The sequence below is a fragment of the Echinicola shivajiensis genome (genome assembly GCF_018642165.1).
Lineage (GTDB): Bacteria > Bacteroidota > Bacteroidia > Cytophagales > Cyclobacteriaceae > Echinicola > Echinicola shivajiensis.
The window spans coordinates 976,061-1,001,283 of record NZ_JAHHZM010000001.1; the positions used below are offsets into that span (position 1 = coordinate 976,061).

Genomic DNA, 25,223 nt, shown 5'->3' on the forward strand with positions numbered 1-25,223 from the left:
TCCTCTCGTCATGTCAGCTTTTGGAAGACCCCTCCATATCCTATCAGTTTCACTGATGTTCTTAGTAAGCATTTTTGAATTAAAAGCTCAACAAGCACCAAAAAGAGAATTACGGGCTGCATGGATTGCCAGTGTAGAAAATATAGATTGGCCTAGTGAAAAAGGATTACCTGCTTCACAGCAAAAGGCAGAATACATCGCTTTGCTAGACACCTTAAAAGCTGCAGGGATGAATGCCATCATTATGCAGATCCGCCCTACAGCTGATACCTTCTACCCCTCAAGTTATGAGCCTTGGTCTGCCTACCTTACAGGAAGGCAAGGAAAAGCCCCTGAGCCCTACTATAACCCTTTGACCTTTATGATTCAGGAGGCAAAAAATCGAGGGATGGAGTTTCACGGCTGGTTCAATCCATATAGAGCTTCCAACAACAAAGACTTTGTCCCATCGGCCGAACATCCTTTAGTTCAGCATCCTGAGTGGTTTGTGCAGTATGGTGGCAAATGGTATTACGATCCGGGAATTCCAGAAGCCCAAGAGTTTGTTTTACAATCCATTATTGAGGTGGTGAAGCACTACGATATGGATGCGGTTCATTTTGACGACTATTTTTATCCTTATAAAATCCCTAACGAAGTATTTCCTGACAGTAGCTCCTTTGCTCAATTCGGTCAGCGATTCAGTGACATAGAGGACTGGAGAAGGAACAATGTCGATTATTTTGTTGAAGAACTATCTAAAAGGATCAAAGCAGAAAAACCCTTTATGAAGTTCGGCATCAGTCCTTTTGGTGTATGGAGGAACAAGGATAAAGATCCTACAGGATCAGATACTCAGGCAGGACAAACCAATTACGATGACCTTTATGCTGATGTCCTAAAATGGCTAAGGGAAGGATGGCTCGATTATGTCACCCCTCAAATTTACTGGTATATCGGTTTTGAATTGGCAGAATACAAAACCTTGGTAAAGTGGTGGTCAGAAAACAATTATGGCCGCCATGTTTATATAGGCCAAGGGATTTACAGAGTGGGCCAAAAAGGTTGGGAGGACGAAAACGAGATCGTAAACCAAATCAATTATAACAGGACTTTCCCTGAAGTACAGGGCAGCATGTTCTTCAGTGCAAGAACCATTGCTGGCAACAAAGAAAATGTCAATTCCCAATTGGAAAGGGCCTATCCAACAGTTGCCCTGCCACCAGTAATGCAGTGGATTGACCAGTCAGCACCACTGTCTCCTGAAAACATCCGCGCCGAGGGAAATCCAGAAGCAGGAATTACTTTAAATTGGAAAGCCAATTTGGAAGGAGATACAAGTTATTTTGTAATTTACCGATTCGAAGAGAACGAAGAGATTGACATTTCCGATCCAAGCAATATTATTGGAATTATTCAAAAAGATGCCTACCCATTACAATTATGGAAGGACAATGGAATTGAAAAACGCAGCAAATACACCTATTGCATCACTGCAGTAGACCGTCTTCATAATGAAAGTCAAGCCTCCCTTCCACTAGAAATAATTACTAAGGGAAAAAGGAGAAACATCAAAACACCTTAAGCATGAGTCAAAGTCTGGTATTTATTGTAATCGCAGCATATTTTCTTCTTTTATTATTTATAAGTTACCTGACTTCCAGAAAAACCGATGATTTAACCTTCTACACTGCCAACCGTCAATCCCCTTGGTATTTGGTAGCTTTCGGAATGGTAGGGGCCTCGCTCTCTGGCGTGACTTTTATTTCAGTCCCTGGAGAAGTAGGAAACTCCTCTTGGAATTACCTGCAGTTTGTGATGGGGAATATGGTAGGATATGCCGTCATAGCCTTGATCCTTATCCCCTTGTTTTATAGGCTACAATTGATCTCAATTTATGAATACCTGAAAGGCCGGTTTGGCCATAACTCTTATCTATCAGGATCAGTGATCTTTTTGATCTCCCAGACCATTGGAGCTTCTTTTAGACTCTTCCTGGCCGCCACAGTTTTACAAATTGCCTTTTTTGATGCATTTAACATTCCTTTTTTCATAACAGTATTCACTACTGCCTTATTGATCTGGCTCTATACATTTAAAGGTGGAATCAAAACCATCGTGTGGACAGACACCTTGCAAACAACCTTCCTGCTATTGGCGGTGATTATCAGTATCATTATTATTAGTAATGAATTGGACCTCAATACTGGAGAGCTACTGGAAGTGATCAAATCAAACCCCTTAAGCAGGGTATTTGAATGGGATCCCCTTTCAAGTAAGAATTTCTATAAAATGTTCTTTGCCGGGGTATTTATCACCATTACCATGAATGGTTTGGATCAAAACGTCATGCAGAAAAACTTGACCTGCAAGGATCAAAAAGAAGCCAAGAAAAACATTTTTTGGTTTTCAATAAGCTTCTTTGTTTCCAATTTATTCTTTCTATCCCTAGGTGTATTACTTTATTATTTTGCCGAAAAAAATGGCATTGGAATCCCTGAAAGCACAGACGAATTGTACCCCATACTTGCCTTAAATCATTTTGGCACTTTAGCAGGAATCACCTTTCTGTTGGGCATAATTGCGGCAGCCTTTTCTAGTGCTGATTCTGCGCTTACTGCCCTAACCACCTCATTTTGTGTGGATATCCTAGACCTCCCCTCAAAAGGTCATGCTGTTCAAAAATCAACTCGCTTAGGTGTTCATATCGGATTTACATTTTTGATTTTCATCATTATTGTTTTATTTGATATGCTCAATAATAGCAGTGTGGTCAGTGCTGTATTTAAGGCTGCTGGATTTACATACGGTCCACTTCTAGGGCTTTTCGCTTTTGGGCTTTCTAATAAGCTCTCCGTTAAAGACCGCTGGGTACCCTTTGTATGTATAGCGGCTCCCTTGATCAGTTATCTACTTGACAGCTTCTCTGCCAAATGGTTCGGTGGATACCAATTTGGCTTCGAAATTTTATTGGTCAATGGAGCCTTGACCTACCTTGGCCTGCTCCTATTGGTAAGGAAAAATTGATTATAGACTTACCGTTCCAATTAAGTGGATTCAGTAAAAAACCATTAACTTTCCAAGATTCGTCATAATATGAAAAGCAATACTCTTGGACCTGCGCATATTCCCCCTAATAACCAAAGTTTTTTTGGCAAACTAGAAAAGCATATTCAACATATCGCATCTGGCAAAAATGCTAATCAAAGCGGAATACTACTTACAGGCCCCATCGGTACAGGTAAAAGCTATCTTATAGAACAATTCCTATTACAACATGATGCTGATCAGTACTTAATCCTAAATATTAAACACCACCAACAGCGAAAAAACATTCCCTATGCTGGTCTAAAAATGGGCATCGGAGATTTTCTTAGGAAAGTCTATAATGAAATGGATCAAGGTACATTCAATGAGTTTTCAATAGGCTTAAGAAGCAAATTAGGCGCATACTTTCAATTATTACATGACTATATCCCTGAATTAAATCTATTGAAGGGAACAGACTTAAAAACGCCTTCCGCCCCAAATCCCAAAATAGAGAACCAGCTCTATCCGCTATTTAAAATTTTCTTTGAATTTCTAAGCGACTTTTTCAACAAGACCTTGATATTTTTTACCGATGATCTTCAATGGATGGACGGTTCCAGTGTAAATCTTCTGCACTATTTGATTGTTAATATTCCCACGGAAAAACTGATTTGGATAGGTGCCAGCAGGGACTCCAAGAAAAACACACTACGGGTCAACCAGTTGGTAGAGTCCTTAAATTACGACAATAAACACCTAGAAATTATTTCTTTAACAGGATTCAATCGAGAACAAACGCAGTCCTTTCTTGAAGAAATCCTTGAAGCACCAATTGCCCAAAGCCTGGGCCAAGTTTGCCATCAGCTCAGCGCTGGAAACCCTTCTTACCTTCAAGTATTGGTCGACAGTTTGAAAAACGCCAATCTAATAGCTAAAAAAGATGTTTTTTGGGAGGGAAACCTAGATCAAATCAACGAACAATATCAAGGAAGAAATTCCCAGAATATACTTTCGACCAGATTGGATAAGCTTACTGCTCCAAGTATGGAAATGCTTTTCATCATGTCTTGCCTAAGTAGCTCCAATAAGAAAACTTTATTGACTTTATTCTCCAAGGGGGAAAAGGAACTTATTGCTTCCATTCAAGAAACAACTGATGCAGGACTGATTGAGTTTCACGAGGGCAAACTCAGGTTCACTGAAACCTATATGGCTGAGGTGATATATGAAAGGATTCCTGAAGAGGAAAAATCTAGTATTCATTATAAAATAGCGAAAGAAGCCCTTTCCAGTCCTCAGGAGAAATTGGATAATACCCAAACAGTGATTGCTGCCCAGCATCTCAATCAGGCGCTTAATAAAGTAAAACAACAGGGAGAAACGTTATTATGTGCCAAGCTCAATCTTAAGGCAGGTAAAATCCATCTGAAGGACCATGCTTACGAACAAGCCAGACATTTCTTAAAAGTCAGTGCAGACCTTTTCAATGAACTTCCTTGGGAAATGGTCCAAGACCAATTCTGTGAGACATTCATGGAAAGGGCCAAGGTCGAGTACTATTTGGGAGAGTATGACCTAGCTGAAATCTTCCTTGATCACCTTCTGGAGCGATTGCTTGATCCCCTAAATAGGGCTGAAGCTTTTGTGCTTAAAATTACTATCAATAACCATCTAGGCAGGTATAGGAAAGTCCTTAGAATATTAGGCGAAATTTTATTGGAACTCGGCTTATCCCTGCCAAAGGACGAAGCTTCTTTTAGAAAAGAAATTGAATCCTTGACCAATCGTCTTGATAGGAACCAGGTGATATCTTTGGATGAGACAAACATTCATTCGGGGAAACAAAATGCCATCCTAAAATTGCTATATGTAGGCGGAATGGCACTACATCATACTTCAGACATTATGATGACCTGGGCTGCCCTACAGATCATTCATCGTTCACAGGGAAGTCAAAACCCTGCTGTAAAATCAATTGGCTATGTAAGCTATGGCCGAATGAACATTATTGCCGGGGACATTGAAAAAGGGTATGAATTTGGTCAAAAAGGGCTCCAGTTTAACCAAGAGCTAAATGATCTAGAATACCGATGTCGGGCATACGGTGTATTTGCTTTCTATATCCAACCTTGGAAAAAAGATTTTCGACAAAGCAGGAACTTGCTTATAGAAGGAATGGAGGCAGGAAGGCTTTCTGGGGATTTAATTGGCCTTTATATTCTTAAAACCCACCTTTTCAATCTTCAGTTACTGTCAGGTACCCCCATCAAATCTCTATTGGAATATGAATTTGAAGAATCATACCCTGGCAGAGAATTGACCTACTACATCACCCATTATCAAAAAAGTTTAATACAGTACCTTTGCGGTGCCAATGCCTTTTTCTCCATACCCCGCCAACAACCAAGCTGGCTGGCAGCCGAATTAACCATACAAGAGGAGCGTTTTTATAGAAACTATGTTTGGGCAAGGTATTATTTCCTTTTTGGACATTATGACCAAGCATTTAGCTGCGCAAGAGATGCCCGAAACAACCAAAAATTACAGGAAGGTTCACCTTTGGTCCCTGCCAATCTTATCTTGCTTTTTCTTTCCATCAGTCAAAATTGGAATAATTTCCCAAGCAACTCCAAGCCTGCCCTAATCGAGGAACTAAACCATATCCTTAGCTTGGTAGAAAAATGGAATAAACATGCACATGAGAACTATGCATCAGCTTATTACTTATTAAATGCGGAATGGGGCAGGCTAAATAATATTGAAAAAGACAGTATCAATTTCAACTTCCAACAGGCAATTGAAAAGTCCGGCAACAACCATTATGAAAGAGCCTTGGCGCATGAACTTTGGGGCAAATACCTACTGAGCCAAAATAAACTGGAAAAAGCCACTGATCAACTATTAATGGCTGTCAATGCTTATCAGGAATGGGAAGGAAGGGCAAAAGCGGAACAACTCATCCAGCAATATACTTTCCTGCTGAATCATCTTGGGGTTAAAATGACTGAAATGGATATTGAAACGCTGCTTAGGGAACTAAGTGGTGAGCTTGAATCCAAGCCCCTTACCAAGAAATTAATGGTAATGCTATTAAGGGTTTCCGGTTCAACAAAAACCGTTATCCAGTGGATAGAAAAGAGTGGTGAAGTAATTGACCAAGCTTCCCATTCGTTGCTACCAATGGCAGAAAATCAAGATGATGCAAACCTTCAAATCCCTTCCGGTTTGATGCTTATGGCCCACAGGACACAATCCCCCTTAGTGATTAACGACCTAGAAAGCGAAACCAACTTCTCAGAGGTCAAAGAACTCCGAAAACAGGCAGTCCATTCAATGATGATCTTACCCATCAATATAAATGGGTACTTATCCATGGTAGTGTACCTGGAAAATCGTTTTGTAAAAGATCTCTATCAGGATCCTGCCATTAAATGGATAAGGATAGTTTCCAATCAAGGAGGAATGATCATTGAAAATGCCAGAACACATGAAAAGACCTTGAAGTTGAACGAGGAAATCAGAAGGGAAATGGAGGAAAAAGAAAGGCTTTCTTCCATGATAGAAAACCAAAAAAACAATCATTTAAAAGATATCATCCAAACCCAGGAAGATGAAAGAAAAAGGATAGCCGGAGACCTACATGACAGTCTTGGCTCCCTCCTTTCTACCATCAAAATGCGTTTTAACAGTATCCAGGAAAGTGCTAAATCGGGCCCTAGTAATGTACTTTTTAAGGACACTTTGGATAAAATGGACGAAGCCATTGAAGAGGTCAGGCGAATTGCGCATAATATGTCACCTGTGTCCCTAAGACGGTTCGGGTTGGCCTCGGCACTCCAAACTTTGATTGAACAAATCAACCTCAGTGGCAAAATGGAAGCCCATGTTCAGGTCTTAGGCTTGGAGGAACGCCTCTCTGAACAAATTGAATTGACCATCTACCGGATTTGCCAAGAACTGGTCAATAATAGTATAAAGCATTCAAAAGCCAGCACCCTTCATCTACAGTTGATCAACCATTTGGATAGCTTAAATATTACCGTCGAGGATAACGGAATAGGAATGGACCCTAAAAATCAAAATTCTGGTTTTGGACTGCATGGCATAGAAGCCAAGGTCCAAATGCTAAATGGTCAATTTATGATAGAAAGTCAGCCAGGCAAAGGCTGCTTGGCTGTGATTGATATCCCTATAAATCTATCCTAATAGAGAGTATATCAAAAAAGTATAATAGAAGGATTGGGCTCTGCTTCACCATCTTTTGGTGGCCTTTGAACAATCAAGTACATTTGACCATTGGATTTTGAGAAAGGCAGGTATTTTTCTTCCAGACCAGACACGGTCAATCCCTCCTGTATCACTTTGCCTTCCTTGATAGACCTGTCATAAATAAACAAGTAAGGAGTGTTCCGATATTCATAACTGACCAGATAATATTGCTTATAAACCATTACATTTCTAATGTGGAAAATTTTCTTTTCTCCATCCCAAACCTCTCTGGAGAACTCAAACCTTACTTTTGGTAAAAGATGATCTTCCTGTGCCTGATACAAGGTATCACGGTCAAATTTCCCTAAATAAGCACGAGAAGGGAGTAAAATAGGATTATAAAAGTAATTGAGGGAATCGTATTCCGAATAACTTATTAGAGATGGCTGACGCCTTGGAGCGCCCCATTTACCTTCCAATTCTAGATGATCAGCAGAAAAGTTATCAATCAGCTTAAAATCACTATCGGTTCTATATACTTCAGCACCTAATTCATATTTTCTATTTCCAATACCTGTGTACTGTTCTGATATCATCCAATAACCTTCCTTCGAGGTTTTAACAAAAATTGGAGCAGCAGGTAATTTTTCCGACTCACCAATCAGCCTTCCCTCCTGATTGAATTTGTATAGTTTGAAGCGATAAGTATCCGCAATTATTACAGCGTTTTCTTCTTTATCAAAGGCAATAGAAGTCGGCTGCACATATGTCTCCGGTCCTTCCTCGGCCTTTTTACCAATGACTTTGATAAAACTTCCTGCCCTATCGAACTGCAAGACCCCGTTAGATATATCATCTATGTAAAGATGTTCATCGGATACGGCAATATCATTGATGTATGTGATGGTGCTATTTTCGGTCATCTCCAATGGAATTTCCCGGAAATCACTGGCAAAGTCACTTAAAGGCAGCTCATCCTTCTTGTCGTGGTCAATAGTGATAACAGGTAATGCTTCTCCCGTTTCTTTTTTTTCTTGGCACTGAAAAAACAAGATGCAGAATGCTAAAAACATGAGGATAAACTTCATAAGTCAATCAGTTAAAAAGATGATTATCAAACAATAACTAAATCAACAAACGCAAAACGAAAAAATAAGTTATCCTAAAAGAGATCGCTCTCTTTTGGGACAACTTTAAAACAGAATACAAGTCTATCTAACTTTAAATGACTTTGCACTTAGTGTGCGAAAACAAAATATTTAACAAAACCCTTTTTATTGGCCTTTGGGGCGTTCGGTTTTGCGACGGTTGATGGAGGCGTTAAAAAAAATGAGTTAGCTCGTGAAGTGAACGAACGAGATCCACTCATTTTTAGCCTACAGCAACTGGTGCAAAATCTAATTGAGTCAAAAGAAACATAGTCAAAGCAAAATTCACACAATTTGAAGAATGCTCCACTGGACTAGATTTTTTGCCTACTTTTTCATCAATGGAAATGCGAAGCATTCATGATGACCATCAAGAATAAAACATTCCCTGAATAAAAAGTAGGAATGATAAATAAAGGAAAAACTGTATTGAATTTGGTTACCTTCAACATTGCTGATACTTCAACAAGTTTATCTGCATTTACACATTTATGACAGTAAAATCCATTACTAAAATCAACTGAAGAGATCCTCCCTTTGTCAGGATGACATCGATTTAATGCTCACGTTATACATGTCCTTTATATTTGAGAAAATGTTGACTGCTTACAGTGAATAAGTTTTCACAGAAATCAATAAAAAATTTCTGTGTGATCAGAGAGAACCAAATTCACTGATTAAAATATCAAACTTACTGTCAGGTCAACTTATTCAATAAATACCTCACCTCTTTAGGGCTTTTGATATTATAATTGGCTTTGGTGTAACTATACCCCACCCTGATGCTATAGGATCCCTTTGGCATGGCCTGGAAGGTATCTTCATCTGTCCAGTCATCTCCTATCGCCAAGGTAAAATCATATTCATTTCCCTTCATAAAGCTGGTTGCAGCCCTGCCTTTATTGATATCAGGTCGTTTGATTTCAAGCACCATATTTCCTTCAAGAACCTGTAGGTTATGGCCCCTGGCCATATACTTCAAGTGGCTGAACAGTTCTCTCATCCTCAGGTCTCCCAATCCACTTTCTACTTTTCGATAATGCCAAACCAATGAATGGTGTTTTTCCTCAATAAAGGCCCCAGGAGTCCTTTGAACATAATATTCCATGACTGACCTAATATCCGGTTTCCAACTGTCATCTACATCTGCATAAGGTTCCCAGTCTTTAGCTCCATTGGTTTTCAACCACACACCATGTTCAGCGATAAGATCCACCTTTTGTCCTTTAAACCACTTTCCAAGCGTTTCTTTATCTCTTCCACTGATAATCACCACTTGCGATTTCTTGGTCAGCTTTGTAACTAACTTCTTCAATTCATCATCCGGAAAGGCATCCTCGGGCTTACTCTTAAAGCCGACCAAAGTACCATCATAATCCAAAAACAGTATTGGCTTTTGTGCTTCCTGAAAATAATTGTGCAATTCGTTCATTACCTCGGCATCCACTTCTTTGGACTGTAAATCCTGTTGCTTTTTCTTCACATGATCCAACCTGTCCATGAATACTTTTACCCACTGGAAGATATCATAGCGCTGAATGGTATCCTGCATTGAAGTAATCCTACTTTTCTGCTCCTTCTCATCCATGATAAGGGCCTGTTTTATAGCATCAGAAACCCCTTTATTATCATTTGGATTGACCAATATGGCATCCTGTAACTCCTTACTGGCTCCTGCCATTTCTGACAAAATCAAAGTACCTTTCTGATCTATTTTACTGGCCACAAATTCCTTGCAGACCAAATTCATACCATCCCTTAAAGGCGTAACCAAAGCAATGTCTGACATGCTGTAAAAAGCACTCAGTTCTTCAAAAGGAAAACTCCTGTAGAAATAATGGATAGGCACCCAGTTCAAAGTGGAATAATCACTATTGATCCTTCCTACCAAAGTATCTATCTCCTCCTTCAAATTTTTATAGGACTTCACTTTTGCCCTAGAAGGCACCACCACCATGATCATCGATACCTTCCCATGGTAATCTGGATTCTCGGACAAGAACCTGTCAAATGCCTTAATCCTTTGAGGGATCCCTTTGGAGTAATCCAATCGATCAATGCTCAACAATAGCTTTTGGTCATCCAATACCCCCAAAAACTTCTTGGCAATATTCTTGGTCTTTCTGGATTTGGCTGACTGGGCAAATTTCTCGTAATCAATCCCCATTGGGAAAGAATCGACATTGATCAACCTGTTTTCAGCTTGTATATACCCACTTTCATTAGATAAGCCCATGATTCTCCCTACAGCACTCAAAAAGTGCCTCATATCATCATAGGTATGGAAACCAATCAAATCGGCCCCACACATTCCAGAAAGTATCTGGTGCCTCCACGGCAACATCCTGATCACCTCATAGGATGGGAACGGAATATGTTGGAAAAATGCTATGGTCGCATGTGGCAATTTCTCCCTCAGCATTTGAGGTAATAGCAATAACTGATAATCATGTACCCAAATGGTATCATCCGGGTTGGCCTTTTTCAAGATGGCATCACAAAACTTTTCATTCACCCGCACATAGGCATCCCAATGATCCTCATCGTAATTGATATTCTGGGTAAAATAGTGAAAGGCTGGCCAAAGTGTCTCATTACTAAAGCCTTCATAAAACTGCTCAATATCCTCACTGGTCAGGAAGACTGGAGCCATTTTTAAATCATGAAGTTCTATGATGATCTCAGCTCGCTGCTCAGGATCTTCCACATCATTTCCTGGCCATCCAATCCAAATATTCTCTCCTTCCTTGTAAATTGACCCTAAGCCTGTTGCAAGACCTCCGGCACTGGGTTTGAACTCAAATTTTCCATTCTTATGCCTCAAACTAACAGGCAACCTGTTCGACACAATAATTGTTTTTCCCATAATTATTTTATGATTTCTTTAAAAAGAAGAGAAGACTTACTGTATTTTGATATAAATATGACAAAATATCCGTCCAAAATTTTATATTTCAATTTACTAATAATTTGGCAAATAAAAAAGAACGCCCCCTACAATCAAGCCTTATAAGCTATGCCAAACAATCCAAAAACGAGTAGAATTCAACCTCTTTTCACCCTATAATTCTTGTGTCATTTTCTGTGACAATTGCCGCTTTCTTTCTGGCAGATTCAAAAGATTAGGCTTAATTTAGATTCCCCAAATCCAAGGAACACTTATGTATATTATTTTTGATACCGAGACCACAGGTTTACCCCGGGACTACAATGCCCCCATCACTGATCTGGACAACTGGCCAAGACTGGTACAGCTTGCCTGGCAGCTGCATGATGAAAAAGGAAAGCTGATCTCCAACCATAATTACATTGTAAAACCAGAAGGTTTCACCATACCTTATAATGCCGAAAAGGTCCATGGTATTTCCACTGACCGTGCATTAAAAGAAGGCCATGACCTGAAGGAAGTTCTTGAAATCTTTCATAAGGATGTGGACAGGGCTGAATACCTGGTCGGGCATAATATCGGATTCGATATCAATGTCTGTGGGTCCGAATATCTCCGTGCTGATGTCCCCATGCAGCTTATGGAGAAAAAGGAATTGGATACCAAGGACATCTCCACAGAGTTCTGTGCCATTCCAGGAGGGAGAGGAGGAAAATTCAAATGGCCAACCCTGACTGAACTACACCAAAAACTCTTTGGTGTAGGATTTGAGGATGCTCACGATGCAGCCTATGATGTGGATGCAACTGCCAAATGTTTTTTTGGGCTGATAAGTGCCAAGGTACAGCCTCCTGTAGAAGGAATTTCTGTAGAGGAAGTAATTTATGAGCCACCTAAACTGGATGCAGCCAACTTTGCGGCAGCCAAAGATGAGCAAAAGCAGGCCGCCCAGGATGTCTTCAAACAGGCCCGAAAAGCAGACATACGTGACTTGGTGGATGTACCATATAGTCACCTTCATGTGCACACCCAGTACTCTATTCTTCAAGCCACCTCAGAGATTCCTGCAATGGTGGCCAGGGCCAAGGAATTCAATATGCCTGCAATAGCCATGACCGATCATGGTAATATGATGGCAGCCTTCCACTTCGTTAAGGAAGCCATGGCCAATGACATTAAACCTATCGTAGGCTGTGAATTCAATATATGCCAAAGTCATCAAGACAAATCCAAGAAAGATGATGGTTTCCAGGCAGTTCTTTTGGCGAAGAACAAAGCAGGATATCATAACCTTGCCAAATTGGCCTCCTATGCTTATACCCAAGGTTTTTATTATGTCCCTCGAATTGACAAAGAACTTCTGGTTCAATACAAGGGAGATGTAATTGCCACCACCGGTGGACTTTGGGGGGAAATCCCCTTTCTGATCCTAAATGTGGGAGAAACCCAGGCGGAAGAAGCCTTTTTATGGTGGAAGGAACAGTTTGGTGATGACTTCTATGTGGAACTCAACCGACACGGAGTGCCTGAAGAAGAAAAGGTAAACGAAGTCCTATTGCGCTTTGCCAATAAATATGATGTCAAGTATTTCGCTGCGAACAACACCTATTACAATACGAAAAATGACGCCAAAGCACATGATATTTTACTTTGTGTAAAAGATGGTGAGAAGGTAGATAAGCCTAAAAAATATATAGGAAAGAAAGGCCGGGAATTCCGCTATGGTTTCCCAAATGAGGAGTTCTACATCAAAACTCCAGAAGAGATGAAAAAACTCTTCGCAGACCTTCCAGAGGCCATTGAATGTACCAATGAGATCGTAGATAAGATCGAAGTATATAAATTGGCCAGGGAGGTATTACTACCAAAATTTGATATTCCGGAGCAATTCCAAGACCCTCAGGATGATGAAGACGGTGGTAAAAGAGGTGAAAATGCCTATCTCCGCCACCTTACCTATGAAGGTGCCAAAAAACGCTATCCTGAAATCACGGACGAGATCCGAGAGAGACTAGACTTTGAACTTTCTATTATTGCCAATACTGGTTATCCAGGTTACTTCCTCATTGTTCAGGATTTCACCACTGCAGCTAGGGAAATGGGCGTGTCTGTGGGGCCTGGAAGGGGATCAGCTGCAGGTTCTGCTGTAGCCTATTGTATCGGAATTACCAATGTGGACCCCATCATGTATGATCTCCTTTTTGAGAGATTCCTTAATCCAGATAGGGTATCACTTCCCGATATTGATATTGACTTTGATGACCATGGTCGTCAAAAGGTAATCGATTATGTAATTGACAAGTATGGAGCCAATCAGGTAGCCCAAATTATCACTTATGGTACCATGGCTGCAAAGTCTGCCATTCGTGACACCGCAAGGGCCTTGGATTTACCGCTTTCAGATGCTGACAGGCTAGCCAAACTGGTGCCAGACATCAAACTCAAAGCTTTATTTGGTCTGGCAAGTGATCGGGCAAAACTGTCGGATAAGCTTAAAGGAAATGCTGAGAATATTGATAAGGCTTATGAGCTGATCAATATATCCAAAGGTGCTGATGATCTGGCCAAGACAATTAATCAAGCAAAGATATTGGAAGGCTCTGTTCGAAACACTGGTATTCACGCCTGTGGGGTAATTATTACTCCTGACGACATTACCAACTTCGTACCAGTGGCCCTGGCCAAGGATTCGGACATGTACTGTACGCAGTTTGACAACTCCGTGGTAGAAAGTGCTGGTCTGCTTAAAATGGACTTTTTGGGTCTTAAGACCCTAACCCTGATTAAGGATGCAGTAAAAATCGTCAAGGAAAGGCATGGTATCGAACTTGATCCGGAAAATTTCCCTATTGATGACGCCCCTACCTATGAGCTTTTCCAACGCGGTGAAACGGTCGGCATCTTCCAGTATGAATCTGCAGGTATGCAGAAATACATGCGGGAACTTAAACCAACGGTTTTCGCAGATTTGATTGCCATGAATGCCCTTTATCGTCCAGGGCCATTGGAATATATCCCAAGCTTTATTAGAAGAAAGCATGGGGACGAGGAAATCTCCTATGACTTGGATGATATGGAGGAATACCTAAAGGAAACTTATGGTATTACTGTCTATCAGGAACAGGTGATGCTCCTCTCCCAAAAATTAGCTGGCTTTACCAAGGGTGAGGCCGACGTTCTTCGTAAAGCCATGGGTAAGAAGCTGAAGGATGTACTGGATAAGATGAAGCCTAAATTTGTCAACCAGGCTGCTGAAAAGGGCCATGACAAAGGGCGATTGGAAAAAATCTGGAAAGACTGGGAAGCATTTGCTTCTTATGCCTTTAACAAGTCCCACTCGACTTGTTATGCATGGGTTGCCTATCAAACTGCTTATCTAAAAGCTCACTATCCTGCGGAATACATGGCATCGGTATTGAGTAATAACATGAATGATATCACCCAGGTTACGTTCTTTATGGAAGAGTGTAAACGAATGGGAATAGAAGTACTGGGACCTGATGTCAATGAATCAAAAGAAGGGTTTACCGTAAACCAAGAAGGTCAAATTCGCTTTGGACTCGCCGCTATTAAGGGAGCTGGTGGTGCTGCTGTCCACTCTGTAATCGAGGAACGCGAAGAAAATGGTCCTTACAAAAACATCTTTGATTTTACCCAAAGAGTTAACCTAAGGGCTGTAAACAAAAAGACATTGGAATCCTTAGCCATGGCCGGCGGATTTGATTGTTTCCCTGACCACCATAGAAGGCAATACCTGGAAGGACCTGAAAATGATGCCACCTTAATTGAAAAGGCGGTCAAATATGCTCAGAAAAAGGCACAAGAAGCAGAAAGCTCTCAAGTATCCCTATTTGGCGGAGGCTCAGGGATGGAGGTCCCCATGCCAAGTATTACACCTATCGAGCCTTTCAGCCAACTTCAAAAGCTGAATATTGAAAAGGAAGTGGTGGGGCTTTATATTTCGGGCCATCCATTGGATCAGTTCAAGGTAGAATTCGAATCCTTTACCAATACACCTCTTTCAGAATTCACCAATACTGAAGCTTTAAAATCCAAAGGCGAAAACATTAAGGCGGCAGGAGTAGTTACATCATTTGCACATAGAACCACCAAAAACGGAAACCCATTTGGCACCTTAACCTTAGAGGACTATAATGGTGGCCATACCTTCTTCTTCTTTGGTGATGACTATGTTAAGTTCAAAGAGTACTTCATGACAGGCTGGTTCCTTTATATCACGGGAAGTGTGCAAGGGAAACGTTGGAACCCAGAAGACCTGGAATTTAAAGTAGGCAACATCATTTTGCTCAATGAAGTAAGGAGTAAGATGGTAAAGGGCATCAGGATCAACATCAACTTGGATGATCTCACTTTGGACTTAATGGAAAGATTGGAGGCCATCACTACCAAATATAAAGGAGAGGCTAAACTGCACATCAATGTAACTGATATAAAGGAAAGGATAGCTGTTGACCTAATGTCCACAAAATACACTATTGATCCATCATTTGAAATGATCAAAGAGCTGGAAACCATACCAGAATTAAGCTATAAAATCATTTAAAAAATATTGCACTTCAGGGCTTTAAAGGCCACTTTTGAGAAATATTTTCATCAAAGCGGAACTAAAAGAAACCTAAAATACTTTAGAATACTATATTTGAAATCAGAAAAAACTATAAACACACAATATAATGGCAAAAGCAATTGAAATTACAGACGCTAACTTTGAAGAAATCATCAATTCTGATCAACCAATCCTAGTGGATTTCTGGGCTGAATGGTGCGGACCATGTAAAATGATTGGGCCAGTAGTAGAAGAGATTGCTGGAGAGTATGATGGTAAAGCCGTAGTAGGAAAAGTAGATGTTGATTCTAACCCTGGAGTAGCATCTAAATTCGGAATCAGAAGTATCCCTACTTTGTTATTCTTCAAAAATGGTGAAATCGTAGACAAGCAAGTAGGTGCTGTACCTAAAGCTGTTCTATCCCAAAAACTTGAAGCTCAAATCTAATTTGACAAATAAACCACATAAAGGCTCCTAATTGGAGCCTTTATTGTTTAATCCTTTTTTAGCTCTGACACACCGCCTGAAACAATAAATTTCATCACATCAGCACTATTCGCATTCTCCAAAACGCGAACATTTTTTCTCGGCACCAAAAAGCAATTTCCACTAAAATTATAGGAGTGGGGAAGATATATTGCGACCAAATCCTCTTCACCTATTACACTCAAATCATCCTGAGTAATAAAGCCCAATCGACTAATCGTATCTGTTAATTGTATCACAGCAGGGGTGTTGAATTTCTTTTTGTCCCCTACGAAAGCCGACATTAAATCTTTAATACTGGTATAGATAATATTTACTAGAGGTATCTTAAAGAGGCCCCTCTCTAATAATATAAAAATGGGCCTTGTAATAAATATATTGGCCAAATAACCTATGAAGGTGATCATAGCAAATACAATCAAAATTCCTAAACCCGGAACAGGAATAGGCAAAAGATTATCCAAAAACTTGATAATCTGCAATATGATATAAATGGTCAATGCCAAAGGTGCTACAAAGAGCAATCCTTTCAGAAAGTAATTTAAAATCCGTTTGGAGGTAAATGACATGGTCTAAGCGTTTAATGGTATAATAAAAGCTATAAAAATTATGCCTGTTTAGTTAAAAAGGCAAAAAAAAACCCTGCCGATCATCCGGCAGGGTTTAAATATAATTTTTATCGATTAAAGGTCAATACCCATGAAAGACATAAAGGCAATCCCCATCAATCCGGTAATCAACATAGTAATACCAAGCCCCTTAAGACCATTTGGTACATTTGAATACTTCAATTTCTCTCTAATAGCTGCTAGGGCAATAATAGCCAATAACCAACCAACACCTGAACCAAATCCATATACTGTAGCTTCAGCTAAAGTATAATCTCTTTGGGCCATGAAAAGAGAACCACCAAGAATCGCACAGTTTACAGCGATCAAAGGAAGGAAAATACCCAAAGCTCCGTAAAGAGCAGGAGCAAATTTTTCAACGATCATCTCCACCAACTGTACCATAGCAGCAATGATGGCGATAAACATGATAAACCTCAAGAAAGTAAGATCTATCGTTGCAAATGATTCACCCAAGAAAGACAAAGCTCCTTCTTTAAGTACAAATTCATTCAATAGCCAGTTCAAAGGAACAGTGATGGTCAATACGAAGATAACCGCTGCACCAAGACCTAAGGCTGTATCTACTTTTTTAGAAACGGCCAAGAAAGAGCACATCCCCAAAAAGTAAGCAAATACCATATTGTCAATAAAGATTGACCGGATTCCTAAGCTAAATAATTCCATTTCTTAGCAATTTTTAATGTTCAACATAACCTGTTTTGGTACGCTGTACCCAAATGATCAGACCAAGGATAATAAAGGCTCCTACTGGACTCACCATCAAACCGTTGGTAGCTAAAGAGAAGTCATCTCCGAACCATGATGAAACGGTATCAAATACAGGAATACCAAACACGGTACCTGAACCCCAAAGCTCACGGAAGAAGGCCACTGCCAAAATAATCCAAGAATAACCTAGGGCACTACCAAAACCATCAAGAATGGAATCATATGGCTTATTCCCCATCGCAAAGGCTTCAAGACGACCCATTACGATACAGTTGGTAATGATCAAACCTACGAATACTGAAAGCTCCTTGTACATATCATAAGCAAAAGCTTTCAATACCTCATTTACCAAGGTTACCAAAGTGGCCACTACTGCCAACTGTACGATAATCCTAACACGGGTAGGAATAGTATTTCTCATGATAGAGATGGTCAAGTTTGACATCACAATCACGAAAACCACAGATAGGGCCATTACAAAAGTAGGCTTCATCTGTGTGGTTACCGCCAGTGCCGAGCAGATACCCAATACCTGTATGGTTACCGGGTTATCATCTACCAAAGGGTCACTGATCAGTTTTTTTCTTCGCTTGGAAAGAAGTGCCTCAGCGGGCTTTTTTACTTCTATCTTTTCTGCTGTTTCTGTACTCATTTCAATAAATGTTGAGACGTTCTACAATATTTTAAAACTGACTGATTAAGAATTACCTTTTACCTTTTCAAGGTAAGATTTGTAGGCATCCAAATAGTTAGTCAGCATATTATTTACACCTTTTGCGGTAAGAGTAGCTCCAGACATTCCATCCACCATATGAGGGTTGGATGAATAATCTTTACCTTCTCCTTTTTGCATTTCCACAGCTACTAGATCTCCAGACTCGTTATAGATTTCTTTTCCTTGGAAACGGCTCTGAATATCCTTGGAAGTGATCCTTGCACCCAAACCTGGAGTTTCACCAGCGTGGGAGAAAGTCACCCCTTCAATGGTATTCAAATCAGTTTTCAGCGCCAAATAACCCCAGATAGCATCCCAAAGTCCAGCACCAAATACTGGAAGGATATAAGAAACAACTTTGTCTTCATTTCCTTCTTCGTGGAAGATATAAACTGGATAAAGTCTCTCTTCAGCTGGTTTTTTGTAATTCTTGGCGACATTAACAGCTTCTGCAGTGATGGCTACTCCACCTTGCTCTGTTACTTCTTCACCATTGATGTTGACTACTTTAGAAGAGATAGTGTTTTCATAGAATTCTCTGATCTCCTTAGGCTTCATGGCTGCAATTTTCTCTGCATCCACTACAGCTCCTAAAATCTGCTTTTTGGTATCCAAGGCTTCAGCTTCCTTCTGAATTGGTCCTAACAATTCTGAAGTACCTGACAATAAAAAGCCTAGAACCACGGTAAGGATTACCGAAAACGTGATGATATATGTATTAGACTGTTGCACGTTGTAACCTCCTTTTCTTGTTTGCTTTTACAACATAAAAATCAATAAGTGGGGCAAAGACGTTCATCAATAGAACCGCCAACATGATACCCTCTGGATAGGCTGGGTTAGTTACCCTGATGATTACGGTCAAGAAACCAATCAACAAACCGTAAAGCCATTTACCGGATTCTGTTTGTGCTGCTGATACAGGATCAGTTGCCATAAACACGATACCAAAAGCTACACCACCCATTACCAAGTGATAATGTGCAGGCATCGCCATAAATTCATTCACAGCAAAGGCGTTCATGATCAAGCCCATGATATAAGTGCCTGCAAAACCACTCACGATAATTTTCCAACTTGCTACGCCAGTTCCTACTAGGACTGCTGCACCGATAAGGATCATCAATACAGAAGTTTCACCAATAGAACCAGGAATAAATCCTAAAAACATATTGGCAAAGCTGTATAGATTTTCTCCGATACCACTGTTATGAGCAGCTAATGCTGAAGTAACAGCTTCTCCATTTTGACCTGCTTGGAAAGCTACAGAGAGTGCAGTCGCACCAGAGAAACCGTCAACGGCAGTTTTCTCACCTAAATAAGTCCAAACTTGGTCACCTGAAATTTGTGCTGGATAAGCGAAATACAAGAAAGCCCTAGCGGTCAAAGCCACATTCAGGATATTCATTCCTGTTCCTCCAAACACCTCTTTACCAATCACTACAGCAAAGATTGTCGCCAATGCCACTTGCCATACTGGAATAAATGGAGGCATAACCAATGCAATCAACATCCCTGAAACAAGGAATCCTTCACTAATCGGGTGATTTCTGATCACACAGAAAGTAAATTCAGTTAATAGACCTACTGCATAAGAAACTATCAAGGTTGGTAATACTGCCATTGCACCAAAAAGCACTTTGTCAACTAAAGTAGCTTCTTCACCAACAGCAAGAAAATGTTGAAAGCCAACATTAAATATCCCAAAAAGAAGAGCTGGGATCATGGCAATAACTACCGTAATCATCACTCTCTTTAAATCTACTGCATCTTTAATCTGAGAACCTTTTGCTTTAGTAGTGATATCAGGAGCAAAAGCAATCGTCCGGTGTCCTTCGTAAAGGGTGTAGAATTTCTCCCACTTCCCCCCTTTTTCGAAATTCGGCTTTAGCTTATCAAATAAGTTTTGTAATGCCTTCATATTTTAACTATACATTAATAATTCAATCCCATTTCTCACAATTTCCTGCAAATCATTCTTTGAAGGATCTACAAACTCACACAAGGCAACATCCTCTTCAACAATCTCAAAAAGCCCAAGCTCTTCCATCTCATCAAAATCTTCTGAGATAATTGCCTTGAAAAGGTATGTAGGAAGAATATCCATTGGAAGTACTTTTTCAAACACTCCCGAAACTACAAATGGTCTTTCTTCACCATGTGTATTGGTATCCACTTTAAATTCACCCTTATTCAAAAATGAGAATATACCCAAAGCCTTACTAAAGCTTAACTTGCTTGTGGTCGGCTTAAGCCATCCCAAGAACTCCTCATAATCTCCCTCAGGGATCACAGTGATCTGATGATGGTAATAACCCACATAACCATCTGATGCTATTTTTTCACCAGTAAGCACATTGCCGGAAATAACCCTTACATGATCAGACTTCAGGTTTCCATCCACAAACGTAGAGACGTTTGCTCCAAGGTAAGTCTTCACGTAAGCAGCCTTTTTCACTTCCGAACCAGTAATAGCAACTAGTTTAGATGCATCAAGGATCCCTTCAAGGAATAGTTTTCCAATTTGAACAACACCATAAGGATTGACAGTCCAAACCAAATCACCTTTATTAATAGGATCTATATGATGAATTTGAACACCAACATTACCCGCTGGGTGTGGTCCCTCAAACTTATTTACCTGAACACCTTGAACACCGGCATATGCTGGAGACACCTCAGAATGAGCATCCAAGTTCAAATGTACTTGTCCAGAAGTAAGTTTTTTAAGGATAGAGATACCGGCTTCGAAGTATTTCTCCTGTCCTTTAAGCAATACTCCATAATCAGGAGCTAAAGGATGAGAATCAAAACCGGAAATAAAGATAGCCTTTGGCTCTTCATCTGGGTTGGCTACAACACCAAATGGTCTTTGGATGATCTGTGGCCATACCCCGCCTTTTAGCAATTGGGCAGTGGCTTGCTCTTTAGATAGGGACTTGAGATCTGAATCAGAAAATTTGTCAAAAGTCTCATAACTAACTTCTTTGTCAGCCATAATCCTGATTTCCAACAATTTTCGTCTTTCACCTCTCTTGATTTCCACGATTTCTCCTGAAACAGGAGCTGCATAAAGTACCTTTTCGAGTTTTTTATCAAACAAGATCGGCGTACCTGCTTTCACAGTATCCCCCTCTTTGACAAGGACTTTTGGACGCTGCATTCCTACAAAATCTGTAGGCTTAATCGCGAAGGTCTGAGCTGGCTGAAATGCTTCAATTTGCCTTTCCGCCTTACCTGCCAGCTTAATATCAAATCCCTTCTTAAGCTTAACTAGTTTTGACATATTTTATATTGTAACTATATGGTCCTTTGAAAAACGCCTCAAATCTAATAAAATACATTAGTTATTAGAAGATAATTCTAGTAATATTTATAAGTGGGATATTGTCTTGACTAAAATTATTTTTTAGGCTACTGGGCACATGTCTCCTGACCAAGAGAATTAATATAGTGCATCACTTGCTCCATGAGCCACATAGGAGTGGATGTAGCACCGCAAATGCCTACCTTATCCCCTTCAGCGAACCAATTAGGATCAAGTTCCTGCTCATTTTCCACAAAATAACTTCTTTCATTCTGTGTCTTACAAACCTGGTAAAGGGCCTTGCCATTGGAACTTTTTTTACCGGAAACAAAAATAATCACGTCATTTTCCTGAGAAAAACGGGTAAGCTGAGGCTCCCTATTGGAAACTTGACGACAAATGGAATCATTGGCAGTAAAATCCACTTCTTCCAAAGTCTGATTGGATGATGCCATCCTTTGGGCAATTTTTTCTTTTAAGGCATAAAAACCTTTGGTACTTTTTGTGGTCTGACTAAACAAAGTCACGGGTCTTGAAAAATCAATTTTTTCCAAATCATCATCTTCCATCACCACGATGGCTTTTTCTAAGGTCTGCCCTGTCAATCCGATCACCTCTGCATGGCCTTTTTTTCCATAAATCACGATCTGGCCATCCTTCTTTTCCATCTTGTCAAAAGCAGTCTTCACCCTATGTTGGAGCTTAAGTACCACCGGACAGGAAGCATCTATCAGCTCTATATTATTTTCAATCGCTAATTTATAGGTCTCTGGTGGTTCACCATGCGCACGGATGAGGACCTTACAATTAGATAGATTTTTCAGTTCTTCCCTATCTATTATCACCAATCCTTTATCACTCAATCGCTTCACCTCCATATCGTTATGGACAATATCGCCCAAACAATATAGACTGTTGGCTTCCTCCATTTCATCTTCTGCCATTTTTATGGCAAACTCCACCCCAAAGCAATAACCTGAATTCTTGTCTATTGTAACTTGCATCATATTAATTAGTTATCCACTGCCATTCTTTGCTGTGCCAGACTGGCAATTTCGTTAACTTGTTCCTGAAAATCCAGTAAACTAGTGTCTATTTCAACTGCATCATCGGATTTCCTTAAAGGACTTTCTTCTCTGCTGGAATCAATTCTGTCCCTTTCAGACAAATTTTGGATAATTCGGTCTAACTCAACCATTTCCCCCTTATCCAACAATTCCTTCTGTCTTCTTTCAGCACGGATTTTCAAATCAGCAGTCATAAAAACCTTCAGCTCTGCCTCAGGAAAAACCACTGTTCCAATATCCCTTCCATCCATTACAACACCTTTATGCCTCCCTAAGCGTTGTTGCTGAGCGACAAGTTCCTGACGAACCTCCTTAATTTTGCTTACCTCACTTACCTTTTCAGAAACTTCCATCTCCCTGATTTTCTTCTCTACATTTAATCCGTTTAGATAGGTCTCTTGAAGCCCCGTTTCTTCATTTTGGTGAAATGACACCTCCAAATCCTCCAAGGACTTCTTTACATCCCTAGGATTGGTCAAAACCGTAAACTTATTGATGAAATGTAATGTAGCAGCTCTGTACATCGCACCGGAGTCTATATATGTATATCCCAACTCTTTGGCTACCTCTTTGGCAGTAGAGCTTTTTCCACATCCGGAATAACCATCAATGGCTACAATAATTTTCTTCATAATTAAAAATGAATTTAGCTGCCTTCTATTTCCCCGCAAATATAAAAGTTTTGAATCGATTAATCCTCCTTTAATCCACATAGTATCATCGGTAAACCGTAATCCCAGGTACTTCTAGATTATCAATATTCGCCCTAATCCATTATATTTATTAAAAAAACAATATCTCCCTATGTTAGATTTTTCTGTTGAAGGCCAATTGGTGGATATTCCCAACCGGAACATTTTTCCCGCAAGAGTAGAAGTGAGCAAAGGTCGTATCTCCAGCATCATAAAACTGGAATCAGCCCCGGAGGAATTTATTATGCCTGGTTTTATCGATGCGCATGTACATATAGAATCCTCCATGCTTGTCCCGGCAGAATTTGCCCGATTAGCTGTAATTCATGGAACGGTAGCGACAGTTTCGGACCCTCATGAAATCGCTAATGTTTGCGGTAAACCAGGTGTCGAGTATATGATTGAAAACGGCAATCAGGTCAATTTCAAATTCTTCTTTGGAGCACCCTCCTGTGTACCTGCAACACCATTTGAAACGGCTGGGGGAGAAATCAATGCAAATGACATCAATGACTTATTATCCAGAAAGGAAATCAAATACTTGGCTGAAATGATGAACTGGCCAGGCACCATCAATAGAGACAAACAAGTGATGGAAAAAATATCCCTGGCTCAGAAACATGGCAAACCAGTAGATGGTCACGCTCCGGGCCTCAGAGGACAAACCGCAAAAAAGTATATTGATGCAGGAATAAGTACCGATCATGAGTGCTTTACCGCTGAGGAAGCGATGGACAAACTGCAATACGGAATGAAAATAGCGATCCGTGAAGGCAGTGCTGCCAAAAATTTCGAGGCGCTTATCGACCTTATAGATGATCATTCAGACAATATCATGTTCTGTTCGGATGACAAACATCCTGACAGCTTGGTCCTGGGCCATATCAACCAACTGGCAGCAAGGTCCATAGCAAAAGGAAAAGATCTTTTCGACACACTAAAAGCTGCTTGTATTAATCCCGTTCATCATTACAACTTAGAAGTCGGCATGCTCAATGAAGGAGACCCCGCTGACTTTATTATCGCAAAAGACCTCATTAACTTTAAAATACTATCCACTTATATCAACGGAAACAAAGTTGCAGCTGAAGGAAAAACCCTCATTCACTCGGTAACAAGTAAGGCCATCAACAACTTCCACACTGAACGCAAATCCCCCTCAGATTTTGAGATTTTAGCGAAGAGCAACACTGTAAGAATCATAGAAGCATTAAATGGACAATTAATCACGAATGAAATCTCTGGAAACATCATTGTAAATGATGGATTGGCAGAAGCTAATATAGCTGAGGACATCTTAAAAATCACCGTAGTAAATCGTTATGAAAACAAAAAGCCAGCAGTGGCATTTATTAAAAACTTTGGATTGAAGGAAGGGGCAATAGCCTCCTCTGTGGGACATGATTCGCACAATATCATTGCAGTTGGCGTAAACAATCAAGCGATCTCAAAAGCGGTTAACTTACTTATTGATGTCAAAGGAGGAATTTCCGCCGTATCAGACAAGGAAAGTATTGCCCTCGCACTTCCTGTAGCAGGTATAATGTCAGCAGAAGATGGCTTTGAAATCGCTGCTGCCTACACTGAAATCGATAAAATGTCCAAAGAAATGGGATCGAAACTGGACTCTCCTTTTATGACACTCAGCTTTATGGCACTCTTGGTTATTCCTGATTTAAAACTCAGCGACTTAGGATTATTTGAAGGGCAAAACTTCAAATTCACTTCGGTATTTAAATAATGAAAAATCACAATCAACACCATGTTGATTGAACATATAGTGTAATACCATTAA

16 protein-coding genes are annotated in these 25,223 nt (G+C 40.1%); 6 read left to right on the forward strand and 10 right to left on the reverse strand.

What is annotated here, in order from left to right; translation table 11 throughout:
- Positions 1–10 precede the first annotated feature (10 nt).
- From KMW37_RS03780 to KMW37_RS03790, 3 genes are all read left to right on the forward strand, one after another.
- Positions 11–1,564, forward strand: a complete 1,554-nt coding sequence (locus tag KMW37_RS03780) for a glycoside hydrolase family 10 protein (RefSeq protein ID WP_246581318.1) — start codon at positions 11–13, stop codon at positions 1,562–1,564.
- Between the two features lie 2 nt (positions 1,565–1,566).
- On the forward strand, positions 1,567–3,006 hold the full coding sequence (locus KMW37_RS03785) for a sodium:solute symporter (protein ID WP_215223242.1): 1,440 nt from the start codon (positions 1,567–1,569) through the stop codon (positions 3,004–3,006).
- 69 nt (positions 3,007–3,075) lie between these two features.
- On the forward strand, positions 3,076–7,215 hold the full coding sequence (locus tag KMW37_RS03790; protein WP_215223243.1) for an AAA family ATPase: 4,140 nt from the start codon (positions 3,076–3,078) through the stop codon (positions 7,213–7,215).
- An 11-nt stretch (positions 7,216–7,226) separates the two neighbouring features.
- On the opposite strand, the gene KMW37_RS03795 is transcribed toward KMW37_RS03790, so the two are convergent.
- Together KMW37_RS03795 and KMW37_RS03800 are read right to left on the reverse strand one after the other, a co-directional pair.
- Positions 7,227–8,306 (reverse strand): 6-bladed beta-propeller, encoded by a 1,080-nt coding sequence (locus tag KMW37_RS03795; protein ID WP_215223244.1) that lies wholly within the window; start codon positions 8,304–8,306, stop codon positions 7,227–7,229.
- 757 nt (positions 8,307–9,063) lie between these two features.
- Complete coding sequence (locus KMW37_RS03800; RefSeq protein WP_215223245.1) at positions 9,064–11,232, reverse strand: bifunctional alpha,alpha-trehalose-phosphate synthase (UDP-forming)/trehalose-phosphatase; 2,169 nt, start codon at positions 11,230–11,232, stop codon at positions 9,064–9,066.
- Positions 11,233–11,527: 295 nt separating this feature from the next.
- Here KMW37_RS03800 and dnaE point away from each other — a divergent pair, with 295 nt between their 5' ends.
- Both dnaE and trxA read left to right on the forward strand, forming a co-directional pair.
- Entirely contained in the window at positions 11,528–15,817 is a 4,290-nt protein-coding gene (dnaE, locus tag KMW37_RS03805; RefSeq protein ID WP_215223246.1) for a DNA polymerase III subunit alpha, read from the forward strand.
- A 130-nt stretch (positions 15,818–15,947) separates the two neighbouring features.
- Positions 15,948–16,268, forward strand: coding sequence for a thioredoxin (gene trxA / locus KMW37_RS03810; protein WP_186757563.1), 321 nt, complete (start codon positions 15,948–15,950; stop codon positions 16,266–16,268).
- A gap of 47 nt (positions 16,269–16,315) precedes the next feature.
- Here the strand turns inward: trxA and KMW37_RS03815 are convergent, their stop codons facing one another.
- The 8 genes from KMW37_RS03815 to cmk all read right to left on the reverse strand — a co-directional run bounded on the left by KMW37_RS03815 (position 16,316) and on the right by cmk (position 23,368).
- Positions 16,316–16,876, reverse strand: coding sequence for a DUF502 domain-containing protein (locus KMW37_RS03815; protein ID WP_215223247.1), 561 nt, complete (start codon positions 16,874–16,876; stop codon positions 16,316–16,318).
- 114 nt (positions 16,877–16,990) lie between these two features.
- Positions 16,991–17,602: an NADH:ubiquinone reductase (Na(+)-transporting) subunit E gene (gene nqrE, locus KMW37_RS03820; RefSeq protein ID WP_215223248.1), complete on the reverse strand. Its 612-nt coding sequence runs from the start codon at positions 17,600–17,602 to the stop codon at positions 16,991–16,993.
- 13 nt (positions 17,603–17,615) lie between these two features.
- The gene (locus KMW37_RS03825) at positions 17,616–18,299 is read right to left on the reverse strand and encodes an NADH:ubiquinone reductase (Na(+)-transporting) subunit D (protein WP_215223249.1); all 684 of its coding nucleotides are present in this window, start codon (positions 18,297–18,299) and stop codon (positions 17,616–17,618) included.
- 45 nt (positions 18,300–18,344) lie between these two features.
- Entirely contained in the window at positions 18,345–19,094 is a 750-nt protein-coding gene (nqrC, locus tag KMW37_RS03830) for an NADH:ubiquinone reductase (Na(+)-transporting) subunit C (protein WP_215223250.1), read from the reverse strand.
- Complete coding sequence (locus KMW37_RS03835) at positions 19,081–20,283, reverse strand: NADH:ubiquinone reductase (Na(+)-transporting) subunit B (RefSeq protein WP_215223251.1); 1,203 nt, start codon at positions 20,281–20,283, stop codon at positions 19,081–19,083. Before KMW37_RS03835 ends, nqrC begins: the two co-directional genes overlap by 14 nt.
- Positions 20,284–20,286: 3 nt before the next feature.
- Entirely contained in the window at positions 20,287–21,648 is a 1,362-nt protein-coding gene (locus tag KMW37_RS03840; RefSeq protein WP_215223252.1) for a Na(+)-translocating NADH-quinone reductase subunit A, read from the reverse strand.
- Positions 21,649–21,776: 128 nt separating this feature from the next.
- The gene (locus KMW37_RS03845) at positions 21,777–22,673 is read right to left on the reverse strand and encodes a 4-hydroxy-3-methylbut-2-enyl diphosphate reductase (RefSeq protein WP_215223432.1); all 897 of its coding nucleotides are present in this window, start codon (positions 22,671–22,673) and stop codon (positions 21,777–21,779) included.
- A gap of 8 nt (positions 22,674–22,681) precedes the next feature.
- Positions 22,682–23,368: a (d)CMP kinase gene (gene cmk / locus KMW37_RS03850; RefSeq protein WP_215223253.1), complete on the reverse strand. Its 687-nt coding sequence runs from the start codon at positions 23,366–23,368 to the stop codon at positions 22,682–22,684.
- Positions 23,369–23,540: 172 nt separating this feature from the next.
- On the opposite strand from cmk, the gene ade reads away from it, so the two are divergent.
- On the forward strand, positions 23,541–25,169 hold the full coding sequence (ade, locus tag KMW37_RS03855; RefSeq protein WP_215223254.1) for an adenine deaminase: 1,629 nt from the start codon (positions 23,541–23,543) through the stop codon (positions 25,167–25,169).
- Positions 25,170–25,223 lie beyond the last annotated feature (54 nt).

What these genes read in the sequence shown, in the direction of transcription:
- cmk (WP_215223253.1), bottom strand. Translation starts at nt 23,368, where the DNA reads ATGAAGAAAATTATTGTAGCCATTGATGGTTATTCCGGATGTGGAAAA.
- KMW37_RS03840 (WP_215223252.1), bottom strand. Translation starts at nt 21,648, where the DNA reads ATGTCAAAACTAGTTAAGCTTAAGAAGGGATTTGATATTAAGCTGGCA.
- KMW37_RS03785 (WP_215223242.1), top strand. Translation starts at nt 1,567, where the DNA reads ATGAGTCAAAGTCTGGTATTTATTGTAATCGCAGCATATTTTCTTCTT.
- nqrE (WP_215223248.1), bottom strand. Translation starts at nt 17,602, where the DNA reads ATGGAATTATTTAGCTTAGGAATCCGGTCAATCTTTATTGACAATATG.
- KMW37_RS03815 (WP_215223247.1), bottom strand. Translation starts at nt 16,876, where the DNA reads ATGTCATTTACCTCCAAACGGATTTTAAATTACTTTCTGAAAGGATTG.
- KMW37_RS03795 (WP_215223244.1), bottom strand. Translation starts at nt 8,306, where the DNA reads ATGAAGTTTATCCTCATGTTTTTAGCATTCTGCATCTTGTTTTTTCAG.
- dnaE (WP_215223246.1), top strand. Translation starts at nt 11,528, where the DNA reads ATGTATATTATTTTTGATACCGAGACCACAGGTTTACCCCGGGACTAC.
- KMW37_RS03790 (WP_215223243.1), top strand. Translation starts at nt 3,076, where the DNA reads ATGAAAAGCAATACTCTTGGACCTGCGCATATTCCCCCTAATAACCAA.
- ade (WP_215223254.1), top strand. Translation starts at nt 23,541, where the DNA reads ATGTTAGATTTTTCTGTTGAAGGCCAATTGGTGGATATTCCCAACCGG.
- KMW37_RS03835 (WP_215223251.1), bottom strand. Translation starts at nt 20,283, where the DNA reads ATGAAGGCATTACAAAACTTATTTGATAAGCTAAAGCCGAATTTCGAA.
- KMW37_RS03845 (WP_215223432.1), bottom strand. Translation starts at nt 22,673, where the DNA reads ATGCAAGTTACAATAGACAAGAATTCAGGTTATTGCTTTGGGGTGGAG.
- KMW37_RS03800 (WP_215223245.1), bottom strand. Translation starts at nt 11,232, where the DNA reads ATGGGAAAAACAATTATTGTGTCGAACAGGTTGCCTGTTAGTTTGAGG.
- KMW37_RS03780 (WP_246581318.1), top strand. Translation starts at nt 11, where the DNA reads ATGTCAGCTTTTGGAAGACCCCTCCATATCCTATCAGTTTCACTGATG.
- KMW37_RS03825 (WP_215223249.1), bottom strand. Translation starts at nt 18,299, where the DNA reads ATGAGTACAGAAACAGCAGAAAAGATAGAAGTAAAAAAGCCCGCTGAG.
- trxA (WP_186757563.1), top strand. Translation starts at nt 15,948, where the DNA reads ATGGCAAAAGCAATTGAAATTACAGACGCTAACTTTGAAGAAATCATC.